We start from the raw sequence: 15,704 nt of genomic DNA on the forward strand, positions 1-15,704 counted from the left end.
CTGCTGGTGTTCGCGCCGCAGGCGCTGGTGCAATATGCGGCGGCGCTGCACCGTCGCCTGCCCGGCTCGCTTGAATCGCGCACCCGGCTGCCCGACGCGCGCTGGCGCCGCCTGCCGCCGGAACAGCTGGAACAGGTGATCGACTTGCTGGACGCCAGTTCCTTCGTCAGCGCGCCGCTGCCGCTGCGCAAGGGCGAGGGCCGCATCTACGTGGTCTCGGACCGACAGCGCTTCAACCGCGCCGATGCGGTATTTTTGCAACAACTGGCCGCGCAGGTGTTCCCCACCATTGAAAACATCGAACTGCTCGACCGCCTGGCCACCGACGCCGCCTTCCGCGAGCGGCAAAAGATTGCGCGCGACCTGCACGACACCACCATCCAGCCCTACATCGGCCTGCGCCATGGCATCAGCGCGCTGCGGCAGTCGCTGCAATCGGACCACCCCGCGTCGGCCGAACTTGATAAACTGCTCGATATGACCACCCAGGTCATCGGCGACATGCGCCAGTTCGCGCGCAGCGTGCGGCAGGGCGCGGCGCAGACCGATGCGGAACTGCTGGTGGCGCTGCGCCGGCAGGCCCAGCAGCTGCGCCAGTTTTACGACATCGAGATTACCATCCAGGCGGCCGCCGGCTTCACCATCAGCGACCGGTTGGCGGCGGAAGTGTTCCAGATCGTGAATGAAGGCATGCACAATATACGCAAACACACCCGTGCCCGCAGCGGCCAGGTCAGCCTCAGCAATGCCGACGGCCAGCTGCGGATACGCATCGAAAACGACGCGCCCGAGGGGCCGGTGACGCCCTTCCTGCCAGGCTCGATCGCCGAACGCACGGCCGCGCTGGGCGGCACCATCGCGGTCGAGCGCGCGGCACCCGGCGTCACCGCAGTCTGCGTCGCCATCCCGGTATAGAGAGACTGGACCATGAACACAGCCATCCGCGTGATGCTGGTCGATGACCACAAGACCATGTTGTGGGGCCTGGAAAAGCTGATCGAAGGCGCCGGCGCCGAGATGCAGCTGGTCGGCACCGCGCACAACAACGACACCGCGCTGCAGCAGGCCGCGCTGTTGAAGCCCGATGTGATCGTGCTGGACCTGGACCTCGAAGGGCGCAGCTCGATCGAGATCCTGCCGCAGCTGCTGGCCGCCGGCGGCGCGCGCGTGATCATCCTCAGCGGCAACCGCGACCAGGGCCTGCTGACCCAGGCGGTCAGGCTGGGCGCGCGCGGCGTGGTCGGCAAGGAGGCGCCGGCCGAGGTGGTCTTGAACGGCATCCGCAGCGTGCACCGCGGCGAGATGTGCCTCGATCCCTCGCTGACCAGCGCGCTGCTGGGGCAACTGTCGGCGCCGGCCAAGGCCGACCCCGAAGCGGCGCGCATCGCCACGCTGACGCCCAAGGAACGCAAGATCGTGGCGGTGGTGGTCGAGGGCAACGGCGCGCCCAACAAGGAGCTGGCGTCGAAGCTGTTCATCGCCGAACCCACCCTGCGCAACAACCTGACCACGATTTACCAGAAGCTGGGCGTGGCCAACCGGCTCGAGCTGTACGTGTACGCCACCCGCCACGGCATGACAAATGTCACGGCATAAAGTGACGTTTGTACGCTGTGCGGCGGGAATCGACCGCGTAGAATGTCTTTCATCGGCACTGCAAAACAACCGGCAGTTCCCGCAAGATAGCAAGACCTAAAACCTGAACCCCGTTTTAGTTGAAGCAGCCCCCCATTCAACCATCAAACGAGGATTCATCATGAAAGCTATCAAGAACTTCATCAACGACGAAGCCGGTATCACCGCCATCGAATACGCCCTGATGGCTGCCGCCATCGCCGCCGCGATCACCGCCGGTCTGGCCGTCCTGGGCCCGAAAATCACCGCTTCGCTGACCTACATCTCCGGTCTGATCAAGTCGTCGTAATCGACGCACGACCTTAACCCGACCATATACACCAGGAGATCATCATGAAAGCAATCAAGAACTTCATCAACGACGAAGCCGGCATCACCGCCATCGAATACGCCCTGATGGCCGCCGCCATCGCCGCCGCGATCACCGCCGGCCTGGCCATCCTCGGTCCGAAAATCACCGCCTCGCTGACCTACATCTCGGGCCTGATCAAGTCGTCGTAAGCGGCTACGTATCCCGCCAAAAAATCCGGAACCCAGGTTCCGGATTTTTTTTGCCGTTCAATATGGATCAAGTGACAAATGTCATGCGCGATCAGGACGTTTGTCCGATGTGCAATTGCGAGCACATCCGTATCATGCAGGCTTGAATTTTCACCACCCACAGGAGCAACCATGCGCATCTCTTTCCGCCAACGCCGCCTGGCACGCTTCGTCCGCCAGGACGACGGCGCCACGCTGCTGGAATACGCGCTGATTGCCGCCCTGGCCAGCGTGATCGCCATCATTGCCGTCATGGCCGTGCTCGGTTCGAAGACCTGAGGCCGCGACCGTGACAAAAGTCATCGCGTAAAAATGACTTTTGTCGGATGGACGCCCCGCCTGAACGCGCTAGAATGTCTCACATCAGCAGTAGCTAAAACCCGAACCCCGTTTTAGTTGAAGTAGAAAACCACTCTCAACCAACCAAACGAGGATTCATCATGCAAGCTATCAAGAACTTCATCAACGACGAAGCCGGTATCACCGCCATCGAATACGCCCTGATGGCCGCCGCCATCGCCGCCGCCATTACCGCCGGCCTGGCGATCCTGGGTCCGAAGCTCACCGCGTCGCTGACCTACATCTCCGGCCTGATCAAGTCGTCGTAAGCGGCAGGCGCCAACGGCGCCCCTCCCGATTTGCAAGCTACAAAAATTTCCGGAACGGTGTACGCCGTTCCGGAAATTTTCTATACACTCAATTGTCGGCTCCCCTTTCATAAGGCGAACTCATGACCTTTTTGCCGCTGATCCTGTTGTGTGTGCTGCTGGCCCTGGCCGTATGGAACGACCTGCGCACGCGCCGCATTCCGAACGCGATCGTGTTCGGCGGCGCGCTGCTGGGCCTGCTGCTGAACGCCGCGCTGCCGGCCGGCGACAGCCTGTTCTCCGGCGCCATCGGCGGCATCGGCCTGCTGTCGGCGCTGGCCGGCCTGGCGGTCGGCCTGTTGCTGCTGCTGCCGATGTACGCCATGCGCGCCATGGGCGCCGGCGACGTCAAGCTGATGGCCATGATCGGCGCCTTCACCGGCCCCGGCCCGGTGGTCGGCATCGCCATCCTGACCTTCCTGGCCGGCGGCGTGCTGGCGCTGGTGGTGTCGGCCTACAACGGCCGCCTGAAAATCATGGTCGGCAACACCTGGCACATGGTCAAGTACAGCATGCTGCGCTCGCTCGCGGGCGAGGTGCCGAAGATGGACGCGCCGGCCGCCGCCAGCGGCCGCCTGCCGTACGCGGTGGCCATTACCGCCGGCGCCCTGCCCTATCTGGTCTACGGCGCCGTCACCGGCCGCAGCCTGTTCTTTTAAAGGACATCATGCTCAGCCAGCAGACTGCGGAACTCTCCCGGCCAGCGCCGCCCGCCGAGGCGCGCGCGCCGCGCACGACCGAGGAAACCGGCCTGCCGTTCCTGTTCCTGGTCGAACTGCTGTGCAAGGTGCTGTACCAGCGCGGCCAGGTCCGTCTGCCGGAACTGGCCAGCCATCTGAAGCTGAGCGTCAGCGTGATCACGCCGCTGATCGCCCACCTGCGCAATGAAAAGCTGTGCGAGGTGACGCGCAGCGGCAACAGCGGCACCGACGCCGACCTCACCTATCACCTGACCGAGACCGGCCTCCAGCGCGCCATCACCTGCCTCAACCGCAATTCCTATGCCGGACCGGCGCCGGTGACCTTGGCGGCCTACGTCGCGCAGGTGGAGACGCAAAGCGTGCGCCACCTGCACGTCACGCGCGCCGCCGTGCAGGCGTCCTATCACGACGTGGTGGCCAGCGACAAGGTGCTGGACCAGCTGGGCGCGGCGATGAACTCGGGCCGCGCCATCTTCATCTACGGCCTGGCCGGCAGCGGCAAGACCTACCTGGCCGAGCGCCTGTGCGGGCTGCTGCACGGCGCCGTCGCGGTGCCGTACGCGATCATGGTCGATGGCGAGGTGATCCCGTTCTACGATCCGGTGCAGCACCGGCCGCTGCCGGCCGCGCCGGCCGGCGACGACAGCGGCGACCTGCTGCGCACGCTGGACGCGCGCTGGGTGCGCGGCCTGCAGCGTCCCACCGCGCTGACCGGCGGCGAGCTGACGCTGGAGATGCTGGACCTGCGCTTCGACGCCAACACGCGGCTGTACCAGGCGCCTCCTCATCTGAAAGCCAACAACGGCATTTTCATCATCGACGACCTCGGCCGCCAGCGCTGCTCGCCGCTGGAGCTGATGAACCGCTGGATCGTGCCGATGGACCGTGGCGTCGATTATCTTTCCTTGCACACCGGACTGGTTTTTCAGGTGCCTTTCGATGTGGTCGTGGTATTCTCGTCCAACTTCCTGCCCGAGCGCTTGTCCGATGGCGCCTTCCTGCGCCGGCTGGGATACAAGATCGAAGTACCGCCGCAATCGCCCGCCGAATATGCGCTGCTGTTCCGCCAGGCCTGCGCGCAGTACGGCATCGCATTCGACGCCGCAGCGTTCGACTACCTGCTGAGCGGTCTGCATGCCAAGGATGAGACGCCGTTGCTGGCCTGCTATCCGCGCGACCTGATCCGCCAGGTGCGCGACCTGGCCCGCTACGAAAGCACGCCGCCCGCCCTGAACCAGCGCTCGCTGGACTGGGCCTGGCACAATTATTTTGCCGGCGCCGGCGCGCGCCGCGTGGCCGCCGAGCAGCAGAAAAAGGAACGCGAACGGCGCGAACATCCCTCCAACCCGCTTGCTTAGAGGTACAGGATGCGAAATACCCGGGCTCTGATGATGATAGGTGTGGCGCTGGTGCTGGCGCTGGCGGCCGTGGTGGTGGCGGCGCAGTGGATCGCCGGCCAGTCGGGCAGCAACAGCAACAAGGTGGCCGTGGCCATGCTCGACATCAGCATGGGCGCGCGCCTGACACCGGAGCTGGTCAACATGGTGGACTGGCCGGCCGGCTCCATGCCCGCCGGCGCCATGAGCGATGTAAAGGCGCTGGAAGGCCGCATCACCCGCGGCAATATCCAGCGCGGCGAACCTATCACCGAAAGCAAGCTGGCGCCGGCCGGCACCCAGGGCGGGCTGTCGTCGGTGGTGGCCGAAGGCAAGCGCGCGATGACGGTGCGCGTCAACGACGTGGTCGGCGTGGCCGGCTTCGCGCTGCCCGGCAATTATGTCGATATCCTGGTCAACACCAACAGCGACTCGCGCGGCGACATGGGCGTGCGCGAGCAGGCGATCTCCAAGATCGTGCTGGAACGCATCCTGGTGCTGGCGGTCGCGCAGGAAGCCAACCGCGACGATACCAAACCGAAAGTGGTCAACGCGGTGACACTGGAGCTGACGCCGGAACAGGTGGAAAAGCTGGACCTGGCGCGCAGCGTCGGCACCTTGTCGCTGGTGCTGCGCAACCAGATCGATCCGAACGCGGCCAATACCGAGGGCGCGACCAAGAGCAGTCTGTTGGAAGGCGTACCGGGCGCGGTGGCAGCCGCGCCGGTGCGGCATGAGCCGGCCACGCCGGTTTCCGCGCCGCCGCCGCAGCAGCCGGTGGCCAGCGCGGCGTCGGCGCCGAAGCCGGTGCCGCCACGCAAGCGCGGCGATGAAGTGGAAGTGATCAAGGGACTGGAGCGGAGTTCACAACAATTTTAAGCTGGGGGAGAAAGCGACTTGAGCAAGGTATCCCATGCGCCATCATCGATGCCGCTGCGCGCCGTCACGGCCTGCGTGGCGGTCCTGCTGAGTAGCGCCGCCGTGCCCGCGTCGGCTGCCGGCAAGCCGGCCAGGACGGTTGCGGTCAAACCATCGCCGGGCAATGCCGGAGCGGCGTCTTCAGTTGTCGCGGCCGGCGCGTCGGGCACGTCCGGCTCTTCTGGCGCGGCTGGATCGGCCGCGCCAGCAGCCGCTGCAGCCGGCGCGAATGCCGCCATCAGTGCGCCGCCAGGCACGCCGCTGTCGTCCGGCCCCGCCGGCGTCGAGCTGGCCAAGGAGCTGGCGCTTTCGGCCGGCAAGTCGACGCTGCTGCGCCTGCCCTTCCCGGCCGCGCGGGTGGCGGTCGGCGACACCAAGGTGGCCGACGTCATCCTGCTCAATCCCAGCGAAGTCTATTTGCTCGGCAAGACCACCGGCTCGACCAACCTGATCGTCTGGAACCGCAGCAACCAGGCGCAGGTGATCGACGTCACGGTCGGACTCGATACCGCCGCGCTGCGCCAGCAGTTCACCGAACTGTTCCCCAACGAGAAGGATATCCGCATCACGGTTTCCGGCAACTCGCTGATCCTGTCCGGCACGGTGACGGACGCGGTGCGCGCCTCGCAGGTGGTGCAGGTGGCGGCCGCCTATCTGCAGCGCACGGCGCGTAACAGCGGCAGCGGCGGCGGACTGGGCGGTGCTGGCGGCGCCGATACGGCGGCACAAACGGGAACTGGCGGCGCGGGCGGCACTGCCGGTGCATTGTCGGGCGCGGCGGCCGGCGCGGCGTTCCAGGCCGCGTTCGATCCCATGTCCGGTCTCGGCCAGGGCCAGGGTGGCGGCAACGGCCGCATCGTCAATATGTTGTCGGTGGCGGCGCCGCAGCAGGTGATGCTGGAAGTAAAGATCGCTGAAGTCTCGAAAACGCTGGTCGATCAGCTCGGCGCCAGCATCGGTCTGAACGGCACGCGCGGCAGCTGGACCTACACCATGCTGTCCAATCTGCTCAGCGGCAACCCCAGCAAGATCGACGCCTTCAACAACAAGAGCGGCAAGTTCGTCACGCTGGACGCGCAAAAGAACGATGGCCTGGTCAAGGTGCTGGCCGAGCCGACCGTGATGGCCATCAGCGGCCAGGAAGCCAGTTTCCTGGCCGGGGGCAAGATCTTCATCCCGGTGGCGCAGAGCACCACCACCGGCAACAACCAGGTGACACTGGAGGAAAAGGAATTCGGCATCGCCGTGCGCTTCACGCCGACCGTGCTCGATGGCGGTCGCATCAACCTGCGCGTGACGCCGGAGGTATCCGAGCTGAACCGCGAGGGCATCGGCATCACCGCCACCGGCACCACCTCGACCCAGGTGCTGCCCTCGTTCACCACGCGGCGCGCCAGCACCACGGTGCAGTTGTTCGATGGCCAGAGCTTCGCCATCGGCGGGCTGATCAAGAATAACGTCAGCAGCACCATCAAGGCGTTCCCCGGCCTGGGTGAAATCCCGATTCTGGGCGCGCTGTTCCGCAGCAGCGATTTCCAGAACGACCGCACCGAGCTGGTGTTCATCGTCACGCCGCACCTGGCGCAGCCGCTGCCGGCCAACGCCAAGCTGCCGACCGACGATTACATCGAACCCAGCCGCGTCGATTTCTTCCTGAACGGGAAGATGGAAGGCAAGCCGCCGACGCAGCCCGCCGACGCGCCCGCCGCCCCGGCAGTGCCCACCGCGCCCAACGGCGTGCAATAGGAGACGGCCATGCGATCCATTGTCCGCCTGACCGCCGCCGCCCTGCCGATGTTGCTGACCGCCTGCGGCACCACGCCCCACCTCGACCGCGGGTTCGGCAACAGCGTACGCCTGCTGCAGGCGCAGCAGACCATCTATCCCGACGCCGGCCGCCAACGCCGGCCGGCCGCCAACGGCATGGACGGCCCGGCCGCCACGGCCGCGTATGACGCCTACCAGCGCTCCTTCACCACCAAGGAAGAGAGCAATAACGACAGCCTGAGCATCGGCCTCGGCAACAAGCGCTGAACAGGAAGGAGCGCACCACTTGAAGATCACCGTCATCTCCCGCGACGAGCGCCACCTGGCCGACATGATGCGCCTGTTGCGCGCGCGCTCGCCGTCCGACGAACTGGAACAGATCGCCGGCGGCATGGCGCGCGCCGCCGCGCTGACCGAGGAACATCTGCCGGACGTGCTGATCGTCGACCGCCCGCAGGCCGCCGACGACGACCTGGAACTGCTGGAACGCTTTTCGGCCCAGCACCCCAACATCGCCTGCGTGATCATGAGCCCCGAACAGGATCCGCAATTCCTGCTGCAAGCCATGCGCGCCGGCGTGCGCGAGGTGCTGCCGTCGCCGGTCGCGAGTTCGGCGCTGTATCCGGCGATGGAACGCATCGCCGAAAAGCTCGAGCGGCGCGGCCAGACCAACGGCAAGGTGCTGTCCTTCATCTCCTGCAAGGGCGGCAGCGGCGCCACTTTTTTGGCCACCAACCTGGGTTACGCGCTGGCCGCCAGCGGCAAGCAGCGCGTGGCGCTGATCGACATGAATCTGCAGTTCGGCGACGCCTCGCTGTTCGTCTCCGACCACAAGCCGCTGGCCACGCTGAGCGACGTGGCGCAGCAGATCCACCGCCTGGACCCGTCGTTCCTGACCTCGAGTATGCTCAGCATCACGCCCAATTACGGCGTGCTGGCCGCGCCGTCCGACCCGGCGCACGCCAACGACGTCAAGCCCGATCACGTCGACGCGATTTTGCGGCTGGCGCGCCGCCAGTACGACTTCGTGGTGCTGGACGTGGGGCGCAGCCTGGACGCCGTCAGCATCCGCGCGCTCGACCACTCGGACCTGATCTTCCCCATCCTGCAGACCACCCTGCCCTACATCCGCGACAGCAAGCGCCTGCTCAACGTGTTCCGCTCGCTCGAATACGGCAAGGACAAGATCCAGCTGATCGTCAACCGCCACGACAGGAACAGCGAAATACGCTTGAAGGATCTGGAGAGCGCGTTCGACGCCGAAATCGCCTTCACCATCCCCAACAACTACGACGCGGCGGCCGCCTCGGTCAACCAGGGCGTGCCGGTGCTGCAGTTGTCGCCCAATGCGCCGATCAGCCAGTCGCTGGTGGAACTGGCGCGCAAGCTCACCGGCGAGACCGCGCCGGTGCAGCAGAGCGGCTGGCTGAGCAAGCTGATGGCACGCAAATGAACACATAAATACCGAAGGACCGCATCATGAGCACTCCCGTATCCCTGCGCGAACGCCTGGAAAACACCGATGTCCGCGGCTCCGGCCAGCGCAACCAGGGCGGCATCGACAACCGCGCCTACCAGAAGCTCAAGCAGCGCCTGCACGCGGCGCTGCTGGACCGGGTCGACCTGGAAAGCCTGCAGCGGCTGACGCCCGACCAGATCCGCGTCGAGCTGCGCAACCTGGTCGAAAAACTGCTGGAAGAGGATTCGGTGGTGATCAACGACGCCGAACGCAAGACCCTCACGCGCGACATCCAGAACGAGATGCTGGGCTTCGGCCCGCTCGAACCGCTGCTGGAGGATCCCACCGTGTCCGACATCCTGGTCAACACCTACCGCCAGATCTACGTCGAACGGCGCGGCAAGCTGGAACTGACCGACGTCACCTTCAGCGACGACGCCCACCTGATGAAGATCATCGACAAGATCGTCTCGCGCGTGGGCCGCCGCGTCGACGAATCCAGCCCGATGGTCGATGCGCGTTTGCCGGACGGCTCGCGCGTCAACGCCATCATTCCGCCGCTGGCGATCGATGGTCCCATCATGTCGATCCGCCGCTTCTCGGCCGACCCGCTGCGGCTGGCCGACCTGGTGGCCTACGGCTCCATGACCGCCGACATGGCGGAAGTGCTGCAAGGGCTGGGCAAGGCCAAGGTCAACATCGTGATTTCCGGCGGCACCGGCTCCGGCAAGACCACCATGCTGAACGTGATCTCCGGCTTCATCAATCCCAGCGAGCGCATCGTCACCATCGAGGACGCGGCCGAACTGCAGCTGCAGCAGCCGCACGTGGTGCGGCTGGAGACGCGCCCGCCCAACATCGAGGGCAAGGGCGAGGTCACGCAGCGCGCGCTGGTGCGCAACGCGCTGCGCATGCGCCCCGACCGCATCATCCTCGGCGAGGTGCGCGGCGCCGAGGCGCTGGACATGCTGGGCGCGATGAACACCGGCCACGAAGGCTCGATGGCCACCATCCACGCCAACACCCCGCGCGACGGCCTGACCCGGCTGGAGAACATGGTGTCGATGGCGGCCGCCAACCTGCCCACCAAGGCCATGCGCCAGCAGATCAGCTCCGCCGTCGGGGTGGTGATCCAGGTGTCGCGCCTGACCGACGGCAAGCGCAAGGTGATGTCGATCCAGGAAGTCACCGGCATGGAGGGCGAGATCATCACCATGCAGGAAATCTTCGCCTTCAAGCAGACCGGCTTGAGCGACGACGGCAAGGTGCTGGGCCACCACACCGCCACCGGCATCCGTCCGCGCTTCATCGAACGCCTGCGCAATTTCGGCGTCAACATCGGCGCCTCCGTGTTCGACCCGTCGGGCCACTGATCATGGACTGGCGCGTAGTGCTGTTCATCGTCCTGCTGTTCGCCGCCGTGATGCTGCTGGTGTGGGGCATCTACGTCAGCTGGGACAAGGCGCGCGGCCCGGAGGCCGAGCGCATCGCGCGGCGCCTGCGCAACGCCATCGGCGACAGCGGCAGCGAGCTGGCGGTGTCGATCACCAAGGACCGCAAGCTGGCGCACGATCCGGCCATGGCGCGGCTGCTGGCGCGGCTGCCGGCCATCCACAAGCTGGACCGGCTGCTGCTGCAGACCGGCCGCAACATGAACGCGGCGCAGCTGGTGACGCTGATGGGCGGCTGCTTTCTGATCGGCTTTATCGTCGCCTCGTCGCTCGGGCTGCCGTGGTTCACGCGTTTGCTGCTGGGCGCCGCCATCGCCGCGCTGCCGGTGCTGGAAGCCACGCGCGCCAAGCGCAAGCGCATCCTGCGCATCGAGGCGCTGATGCCCGACGCGCTGGACATGATGGGGCGCGCCATGCGCGCCGGCCACGCCTTCCCCACCGCGCTGAAGATGGTGGGCGAAGAAATCCCCGATCCGCTGGGCGCCGAATTCCGCATCGTGTTCGACGAGGTCAACTTCGGCGTCTCGATGCCGGACGCGCTGATGAACCTGGCCACGCGCGTGCCCAGCACCGACCTAGGTTACTTCGTGATCGCGGTGCTGATCCAGCGCGAGACCGGCGGCAACCTGACCGACCTGCTGTCCTCGATCAGCGCCATCATCCGCGACCGCCTCAAGCTGCTCGGCCAGGTGAAGGTGATGTCGGCCGAGGGCCGCATGTCGGCCTGGGTGCTGGGCCTCATGCCGTTCGCCGTCGGCGGACTGGTGTCGGTGGTCAATCCGGGTTCGCTGCACATCCTGTTCACCGATCCGGGCGGCCGCAAGATGCTGGGCGTGGCGGCGACCCTGATGATCATTGGCTTCCTGGCGATACGCCGCATCACCACCATCAGGATCTGAGGCCATGACCATCATCCAGATCATGTTCCTGCTGGTGATCTTCATCGCCGTCTTCGGCGGCGTGGTGCTGGCGATCCGGCTGTTCACCGTCAACCCGGTCAAGGACCGGCTGGAGGCGCTGCGCGACCAGAGCCAGGTGACGCGCAAGGGCGCGTACTGGATCGAGGCCATCGTCAACCTGGCGGCGCCGCTGGCGCGGCTGTCGCTGCCAACCGAGGGCTGGGAAAATTCGCCGGTGCGGCTGCGCTTCATCAACGCCGGCTGGCGCACGCCATCGACGCCGGCGCTGTTCTTCGCCGGCAAGACCGGGCTGGCGGTGCTGCTGCCGCTGATCGTGTTCCTCTACCTGAGCAGCAAGGCGGTGGCCACCGACGGCAACGTCAAGCTGCTGTGGATGATCGTCGCCGGCGGCGCCGGCTACTACCTGCCCAACCTCGTGCTCAATCACGTGGTCAAGACGCGCCAGCGCGACATCTTCGAAAGCTTCCCCGACGCGCTGGACCTGATGACGGTGTGCGTGGAAGCCGGGCTGGCGATGGACGCCGCGCTGGCGCGCGTGGCCAACGAGATCGGCCTGAAATCGGTGGTGCTGGCCGAAGAGATGCAGCTGGTGACGCTGGAACTGCGCGCCGGCAGCGCCAAGGAAAAGGCGCTGCGCAACCTGGCGCTGCGCACCGGCGTGGAAGACGTGGACGCGCTGGTGACCATGCTGATCCAGGCCGACCGCTTCGGCACCAGCATCGCCGACTCGCTGCGCGTGCAGTCGGAACAGCTGCGCACCAAGCGCCGCCAGCGCGCCGAGGAGCAGGCCGCCAAGATCTCGCTCAAGCTGCTGTTCCCGCTGATCTTCTTCATCTTCCCCAGCCTGCTGGTGGTGCTGCTGGGGCCAGCGATGCTGAACCTGTACCGCAACCTGCTGCCGGCCATGGCCGGCACCAACTGACCAGGAGTGTTTATGATTTCGCGCCGGATCGAGTGCCGTATCGACATGTTGGGCCGCTACCTGCTGGCCTGCCTGTTTGCCTGCCTGCTGGCCGCCTGCGGCGGCGGCGGGGGCGGCAGCAGCGGTGGTTGCACCACCATCGACCCGACCCGCGATCCCAACCTGCCCGGCTGCCCGACCACCGGCAACCCGACCGGCAAGCCGGCGCTGACGCTGAGCATGACCGACAGCGGCGGCGCCAGCGCCAGCAGCGTGGCGCCCGGCGCGAACCTGACGCTGACGGCGGTGCTCAGGGACGCCGGCAACGCGGCGGTGGCCAACACCCTGGTCACCTTCAGCAGCACCGACAAAAATGCCGTGTTTTCCGCCGCCGGCGGCGCGGTGGTCAGCGACGGCAACGGCAAGGCCAGCGTGCAGCTCAGCCCCGGCGCCGCCAGCACGGCCGGCGCCTACGCGGTCACCGCCAGTGCCAGCATCGCCGGCAACGCCGTCAGCGCCAGTCTGAATTACAGCGTCAGCGCGGCGCCGCCGGCCGCGGCCACGCAGTTGTTGTTCGTCGCCGCCACGCCGCAGACCATCGCGCTGAAAGGCACGGGCGGCGCCGGGCGCCAGGAAACCTCCACCGTCACCTTCAAGGTGCTGGATGCCAGCGGCAATCCGGCCGCCGGCGCCCAAGTCAGCTTCGCCCTCAACACCAGCGTCGGCGGCCTGACGCTGACGCCCGCCAGCGCCACCACCAACAGCGCCGGCCTGGCCAGCACCACGGTGTCGGCCGGCACGGTCAACACGCCGGTGCGGGTCACCGCCACCCTCGGCGGTGGTGTCAGCACCCTGTCCGACCAGTTGGTGGTCTCGACCGGCGTGCCGGAACAGAACAGCTTCTCGCTCGGCGCCGCCGTGCGCAACGTCGAAGGCGGCGAATTCAATGGCTGTCCGGCGCCCAACGGCACCACCATCACCGCGCGCCTGGCCGATCACTTCCACAATCCGGCGCCGGACGGCACAGCGGTCAGCTTCACGGCGGAAGGCGGCAGCATCGACGCTTCCTGCCTGACGGGCCTGATCCAGACCACCCAGCCCGACGGCAGCGTGCTGACCACCAAGGGCACCGCCGGCGAGTGCACGGTGCGCTTCTGCGCCGGCAATCCGCGGCCGGCCGATGGCCGCGTCACCGTCCTCGCCTACGCGCTGGGCGAGGAAAGCTTCAGCGACAGCAACGGCAACAACCGCTACGATAGCGGCGAACCGTACGCCGACCTCGGCGACCCGTTCCGCAACGACCGCGCCATCACCGACGGCAACGCCAACGGCATCGACGACGCCTGGGCCAGCGGCAACGCTCTGCGCGTCGGCGGCGAGCAATACATCGACTCCAACGGCAACGGCAGCTGGGACCAGACCGGCAATGGCGTCTACAACGGCGTGCTGCAGGGCACGCCGAATCTCAACACCGGCAACGGCAACACCGTCCACGTTCGCCGGTCGCTGGTGATGGTGCTGTCCAACAGCACACCGGCGGTATCGCTGCTGTCCAGCGCCAGCGGCGCGGGCACACTGGCGTTGGACCACTGCAGCGACGGCACGCAATTCGTCAACGATATGCGCACCTTCTATTTCGCGATCCGCGACAACAACCCCACCGTATTCGCCGCCAACCGCGCGGCCGCGCATGGCGGCGATCCGCTGTGGCTGAGCGACCGCGCCGGCAATCCGCTGCCGGCCGGCACCCAGATCACCTTCAGTGCGTCGAACGGCATTCTGCAAACGCCAGTCACGGTGACCATTGCCAACACCAATGCGGTCGATTCCAGCGCCTGGGTATTCCCGGTGTCGCTGCTCAGCGACGCCAGCCAGAGCGCGGCGCCGGGCTACATTTGCAGCAACGTCTCGCGCAGCGGCGTCCTGACCGTCAAGGTCACCACGCCGAACGGTGTCAGTACGCAGTTCCTGTTCCCCATCACCGATTGAATCTGGAGGGTTTTACCATGCGATTCTCCGACCTGCGCATCACCCGCAAGCTGTACCTCGGCTTCGGCGCGGTGGTGCTGATCCTGGCGATCCTGCTGGCCAGCGCCTACACCAATTTCTCGCGGCTGGCGCAGGCCAACGGCTGGAACAACCATACCCATGCCGTGATTGCCGAGACTCAGGCGATACTGGAAAGCCTGCTGAACATGGAGACCGGCGAGCGCGGTTATGCGCTGACCGGCGAGGATGCCTCGCTGGCGCCGCTGAAGGCCGGCCAGGCCAGCTTCGGCCGGCATCTGCAGCAGGCGCGCACGCTGACCGCCGATAATCCGGCGCAGCAGCAGCGCCTGCGGCAGCTGGAGCAGGAACAGCAGGCCTGGTACAGCGGCGCCATCGCGCCCGCGCTGGACATGCGCAACCGCGCCAACGACGGCGCCAGCATCGATACGCTGTTGCAGTTCGAACGCGAGGGCAATGGCCGCGCCGGCATGGACAAGATGCGCGCGCTGCTCAAGGAAGTCAGCGATGCCGAAGCGTCGCTGCTGGTGCAACGCTCGGCCGACGCCGATTCGCTGCAACGGCTGACCGCCAACACCATCGTCATCGGCGGGCTGCTGACCATCGCGCTGGCGATGGCGCTGGCCTGGCTGCTGAGCCGCAGCATCGTGGCGCCGCTGACCGATGCGGTGCGTATCGCCCGCACCGTGGCCGCCGGGGACCTCAGCAGCCGGATCGAGGCGCGCACGCGCGACGAGACGGGCGAGATGCTGGAGGCGCTGGGCGAGATGAACCGCAGCCTGCTGAACATCGTCGGCGAGGTGCGGCGCGGCACCGACACCATCGCCACCGCCACCACCGAGATCGCGCGCGGCAATCAGGATCTGTCGACGCGCACCGAGCAGCAGGCCAGTTCGCTGGAGGAGACGGCATCGTCGATGGAGCAGCTGACCGGCACCGTCAAGCAGAACGCCGACAACGCGCGCCAGGCCAATCAGCTGGCGGCGTCGGCGTCCGAGGTGGCCAGCCGCGGCGGCGCGGTGGTGGCGCAGGTGGTGGAGACCATGCATTCGATCAGTGCCTCGTCGCAGAATATCGTGGAGATCATTTCGGTCATCGATGGCATCGCCTTTCAGACCAATATCCTGGCGCTGAACGCGGCGGTGGAGGCGGCGCGCGCGGGCGAACAGGGGCGCGGCTTTGCGGTGGTGGCAACCGAGGTGCGCACGCTGGCCCAGCGCTCGGCGGCGGCGGCCAAGGAGATCAAGGCGCTGATCGATGATTCGGTGGGCAAGGTCGATGCCGGCAGCCGGTTGGTCGAGCAGGCCGGGGCGACCATGGGCGACATCGTCAGCAGCGTGCAGCGCGTGACGACGATCATGCAGGATATCGCGTCGGCCAGC

17 protein-coding genes are annotated in these 15,704 nt (G+C 66.7%); all 17 read left to right on the forward strand.

The features are described 5' to 3' along the window. Positions 1 to 915, forward strand: a 915-nt coding sequence (locus tag E4L98_RS06375; protein WP_229257280.1) for a sensor histidine kinase, incomplete at its 5' end; no start/stop codon positions are given. A 12-nt stretch (positions 916 to 927) separates the two neighbouring features. Further along, a complete protein-coding gene (locus E4L98_RS06380) occupies positions 928 to 1,596 on the forward strand; it encodes a response regulator (protein WP_229257281.1) in 669 nt (222 codons plus the stop codon). A 160-nt stretch (positions 1,597 to 1,756) separates the two neighbouring features. After that, positions 1,757 to 1,924 (forward strand): Flp family type IVb pilin, encoded by a 168-nt coding sequence (locus tag E4L98_RS06385; RefSeq protein ID WP_135200731.1) that lies wholly within the window; start codon positions 1,757 to 1,759, stop codon positions 1,922 to 1,924. Positions 1,925 to 1,968: 44 nt separating this feature from the next. Next, positions 1,969 to 2,136: a Flp family type IVb pilin gene (locus tag E4L98_RS06390; protein WP_205746672.1), complete on the forward strand. Its 168-nt coding sequence runs from the start codon at positions 1,969 to 1,971 to the stop codon at positions 2,134 to 2,136. A gap of 171 nt (positions 2,137 to 2,307) precedes the next feature. After that, complete coding sequence (locus E4L98_RS29945; protein ID WP_167761289.1) at positions 2,308 to 2,454, forward strand: Flp family type IVb pilin; 147 nt, start codon at positions 2,308 to 2,310, stop codon at positions 2,452 to 2,454. Between the two features lie 161 nt (positions 2,455 to 2,615). After that, complete coding sequence (locus tag E4L98_RS06395) at positions 2,616 to 2,783, forward strand: Flp family type IVb pilin (RefSeq protein ID WP_135200733.1); 168 nt, start codon at positions 2,616 to 2,618, stop codon at positions 2,781 to 2,783. A gap of 122 nt (positions 2,784 to 2,905) precedes the next feature. Then, entirely contained in the window at positions 2,906 to 3,481 is a 576-nt protein-coding gene (locus E4L98_RS06400; RefSeq protein WP_135200734.1) for an A24 family peptidase, read from the forward strand. A gap of 8 nt (positions 3,482 to 3,489) precedes the next feature. Further along, the gene (locus tag E4L98_RS06405; RefSeq protein WP_135200735.1) at positions 3,490 to 4,881 is read left to right on the forward strand and encodes an ATP-binding protein; all 1,392 of its coding nucleotides are present in this window, start codon (positions 3,490 to 3,492) and stop codon (positions 4,879 to 4,881) included. A 9-nt stretch (positions 4,882 to 4,890) separates the two neighbouring features. Next, positions 4,891 to 5,778, forward strand: coding sequence for a Flp pilus assembly protein CpaB (cpaB, locus tag E4L98_RS06410; RefSeq protein ID WP_135200736.1), 888 nt, complete (start codon positions 4,891 to 4,893; stop codon positions 5,776 to 5,778). 18 nt (positions 5,779 to 5,796) lie between these two features. Next, a complete protein-coding gene (locus E4L98_RS06415; protein ID WP_229257282.1) occupies positions 5,797 to 7,563 on the forward strand; it encodes a type II and III secretion system protein family protein in 1,767 nt (588 codons plus the stop codon). A gap of 9 nt (positions 7,564 to 7,572) precedes the next feature. Continuing rightward, positions 7,573 to 7,851 carry a pilus assembly protein gene (locus E4L98_RS06420; protein WP_135200737.1) on the forward strand — a complete coding sequence of 93 codons (279 nt, stop codon included), beginning with the start codon at positions 7,573 to 7,575 and terminating at the stop codon, positions 7,849 to 7,851. A gap of 19 nt (positions 7,852 to 7,870) precedes the next feature. Continuing rightward, the gene (locus E4L98_RS06425) at positions 7,871 to 9,037 is read left to right on the forward strand and encodes a CpaE/TadZ family protein (RefSeq protein WP_135200738.1); all 1,167 of its coding nucleotides are present in this window, start codon (positions 7,871 to 7,873) and stop codon (positions 9,035 to 9,037) included. Between the two features lie 26 nt (positions 9,038 to 9,063). Beyond that, positions 9,064 to 10,416: a TadA family conjugal transfer-associated ATPase gene (locus E4L98_RS06430; RefSeq protein WP_135200739.1), complete on the forward strand. Its 1,353-nt coding sequence runs from the start codon at positions 9,064 to 9,066 to the stop codon at positions 10,414 to 10,416. Positions 10,417 to 10,418: 2 nt separating this feature from the next. Then, positions 10,419 to 11,393 (forward strand): type II secretion system F family protein, encoded by a 975-nt coding sequence (locus E4L98_RS06435; RefSeq protein ID WP_135200740.1) that lies wholly within the window; start codon positions 10,419 to 10,421, stop codon positions 11,391 to 11,393. Positions 11,394 to 11,397: 4 nt separating this feature from the next. After that, positions 11,398 to 12,336: a type II secretion system F family protein gene (locus E4L98_RS06440; protein ID WP_135200741.1), complete on the forward strand. Its 939-nt coding sequence runs from the start codon at positions 11,398 to 11,400 to the stop codon at positions 12,334 to 12,336. Between the two features lie 12 nt (positions 12,337 to 12,348). Continuing rightward, complete coding sequence (locus E4L98_RS31040; RefSeq protein WP_135200742.1) at positions 12,349 to 14,304, forward strand: Ig-like domain-containing protein; 1,956 nt, start codon at positions 12,349 to 12,351, stop codon at positions 14,302 to 14,304. Positions 14,305 to 14,321: 17 nt separating this feature from the next. Beyond that, a partial coding sequence (locus E4L98_RS06450; RefSeq protein WP_135200743.1) for a methyl-accepting chemotaxis protein occupies positions 14,322 to 15,704 on the forward strand: 1,383 nt, incomplete at its 3' end.

This window comes from Duganella callida, from assembly GCF_004614165.1.
Classification (GTDB): Bacteria; Pseudomonadota; Gammaproteobacteria; order Burkholderiales; family Burkholderiaceae_D; genus Rugamonas; species Rugamonas callida.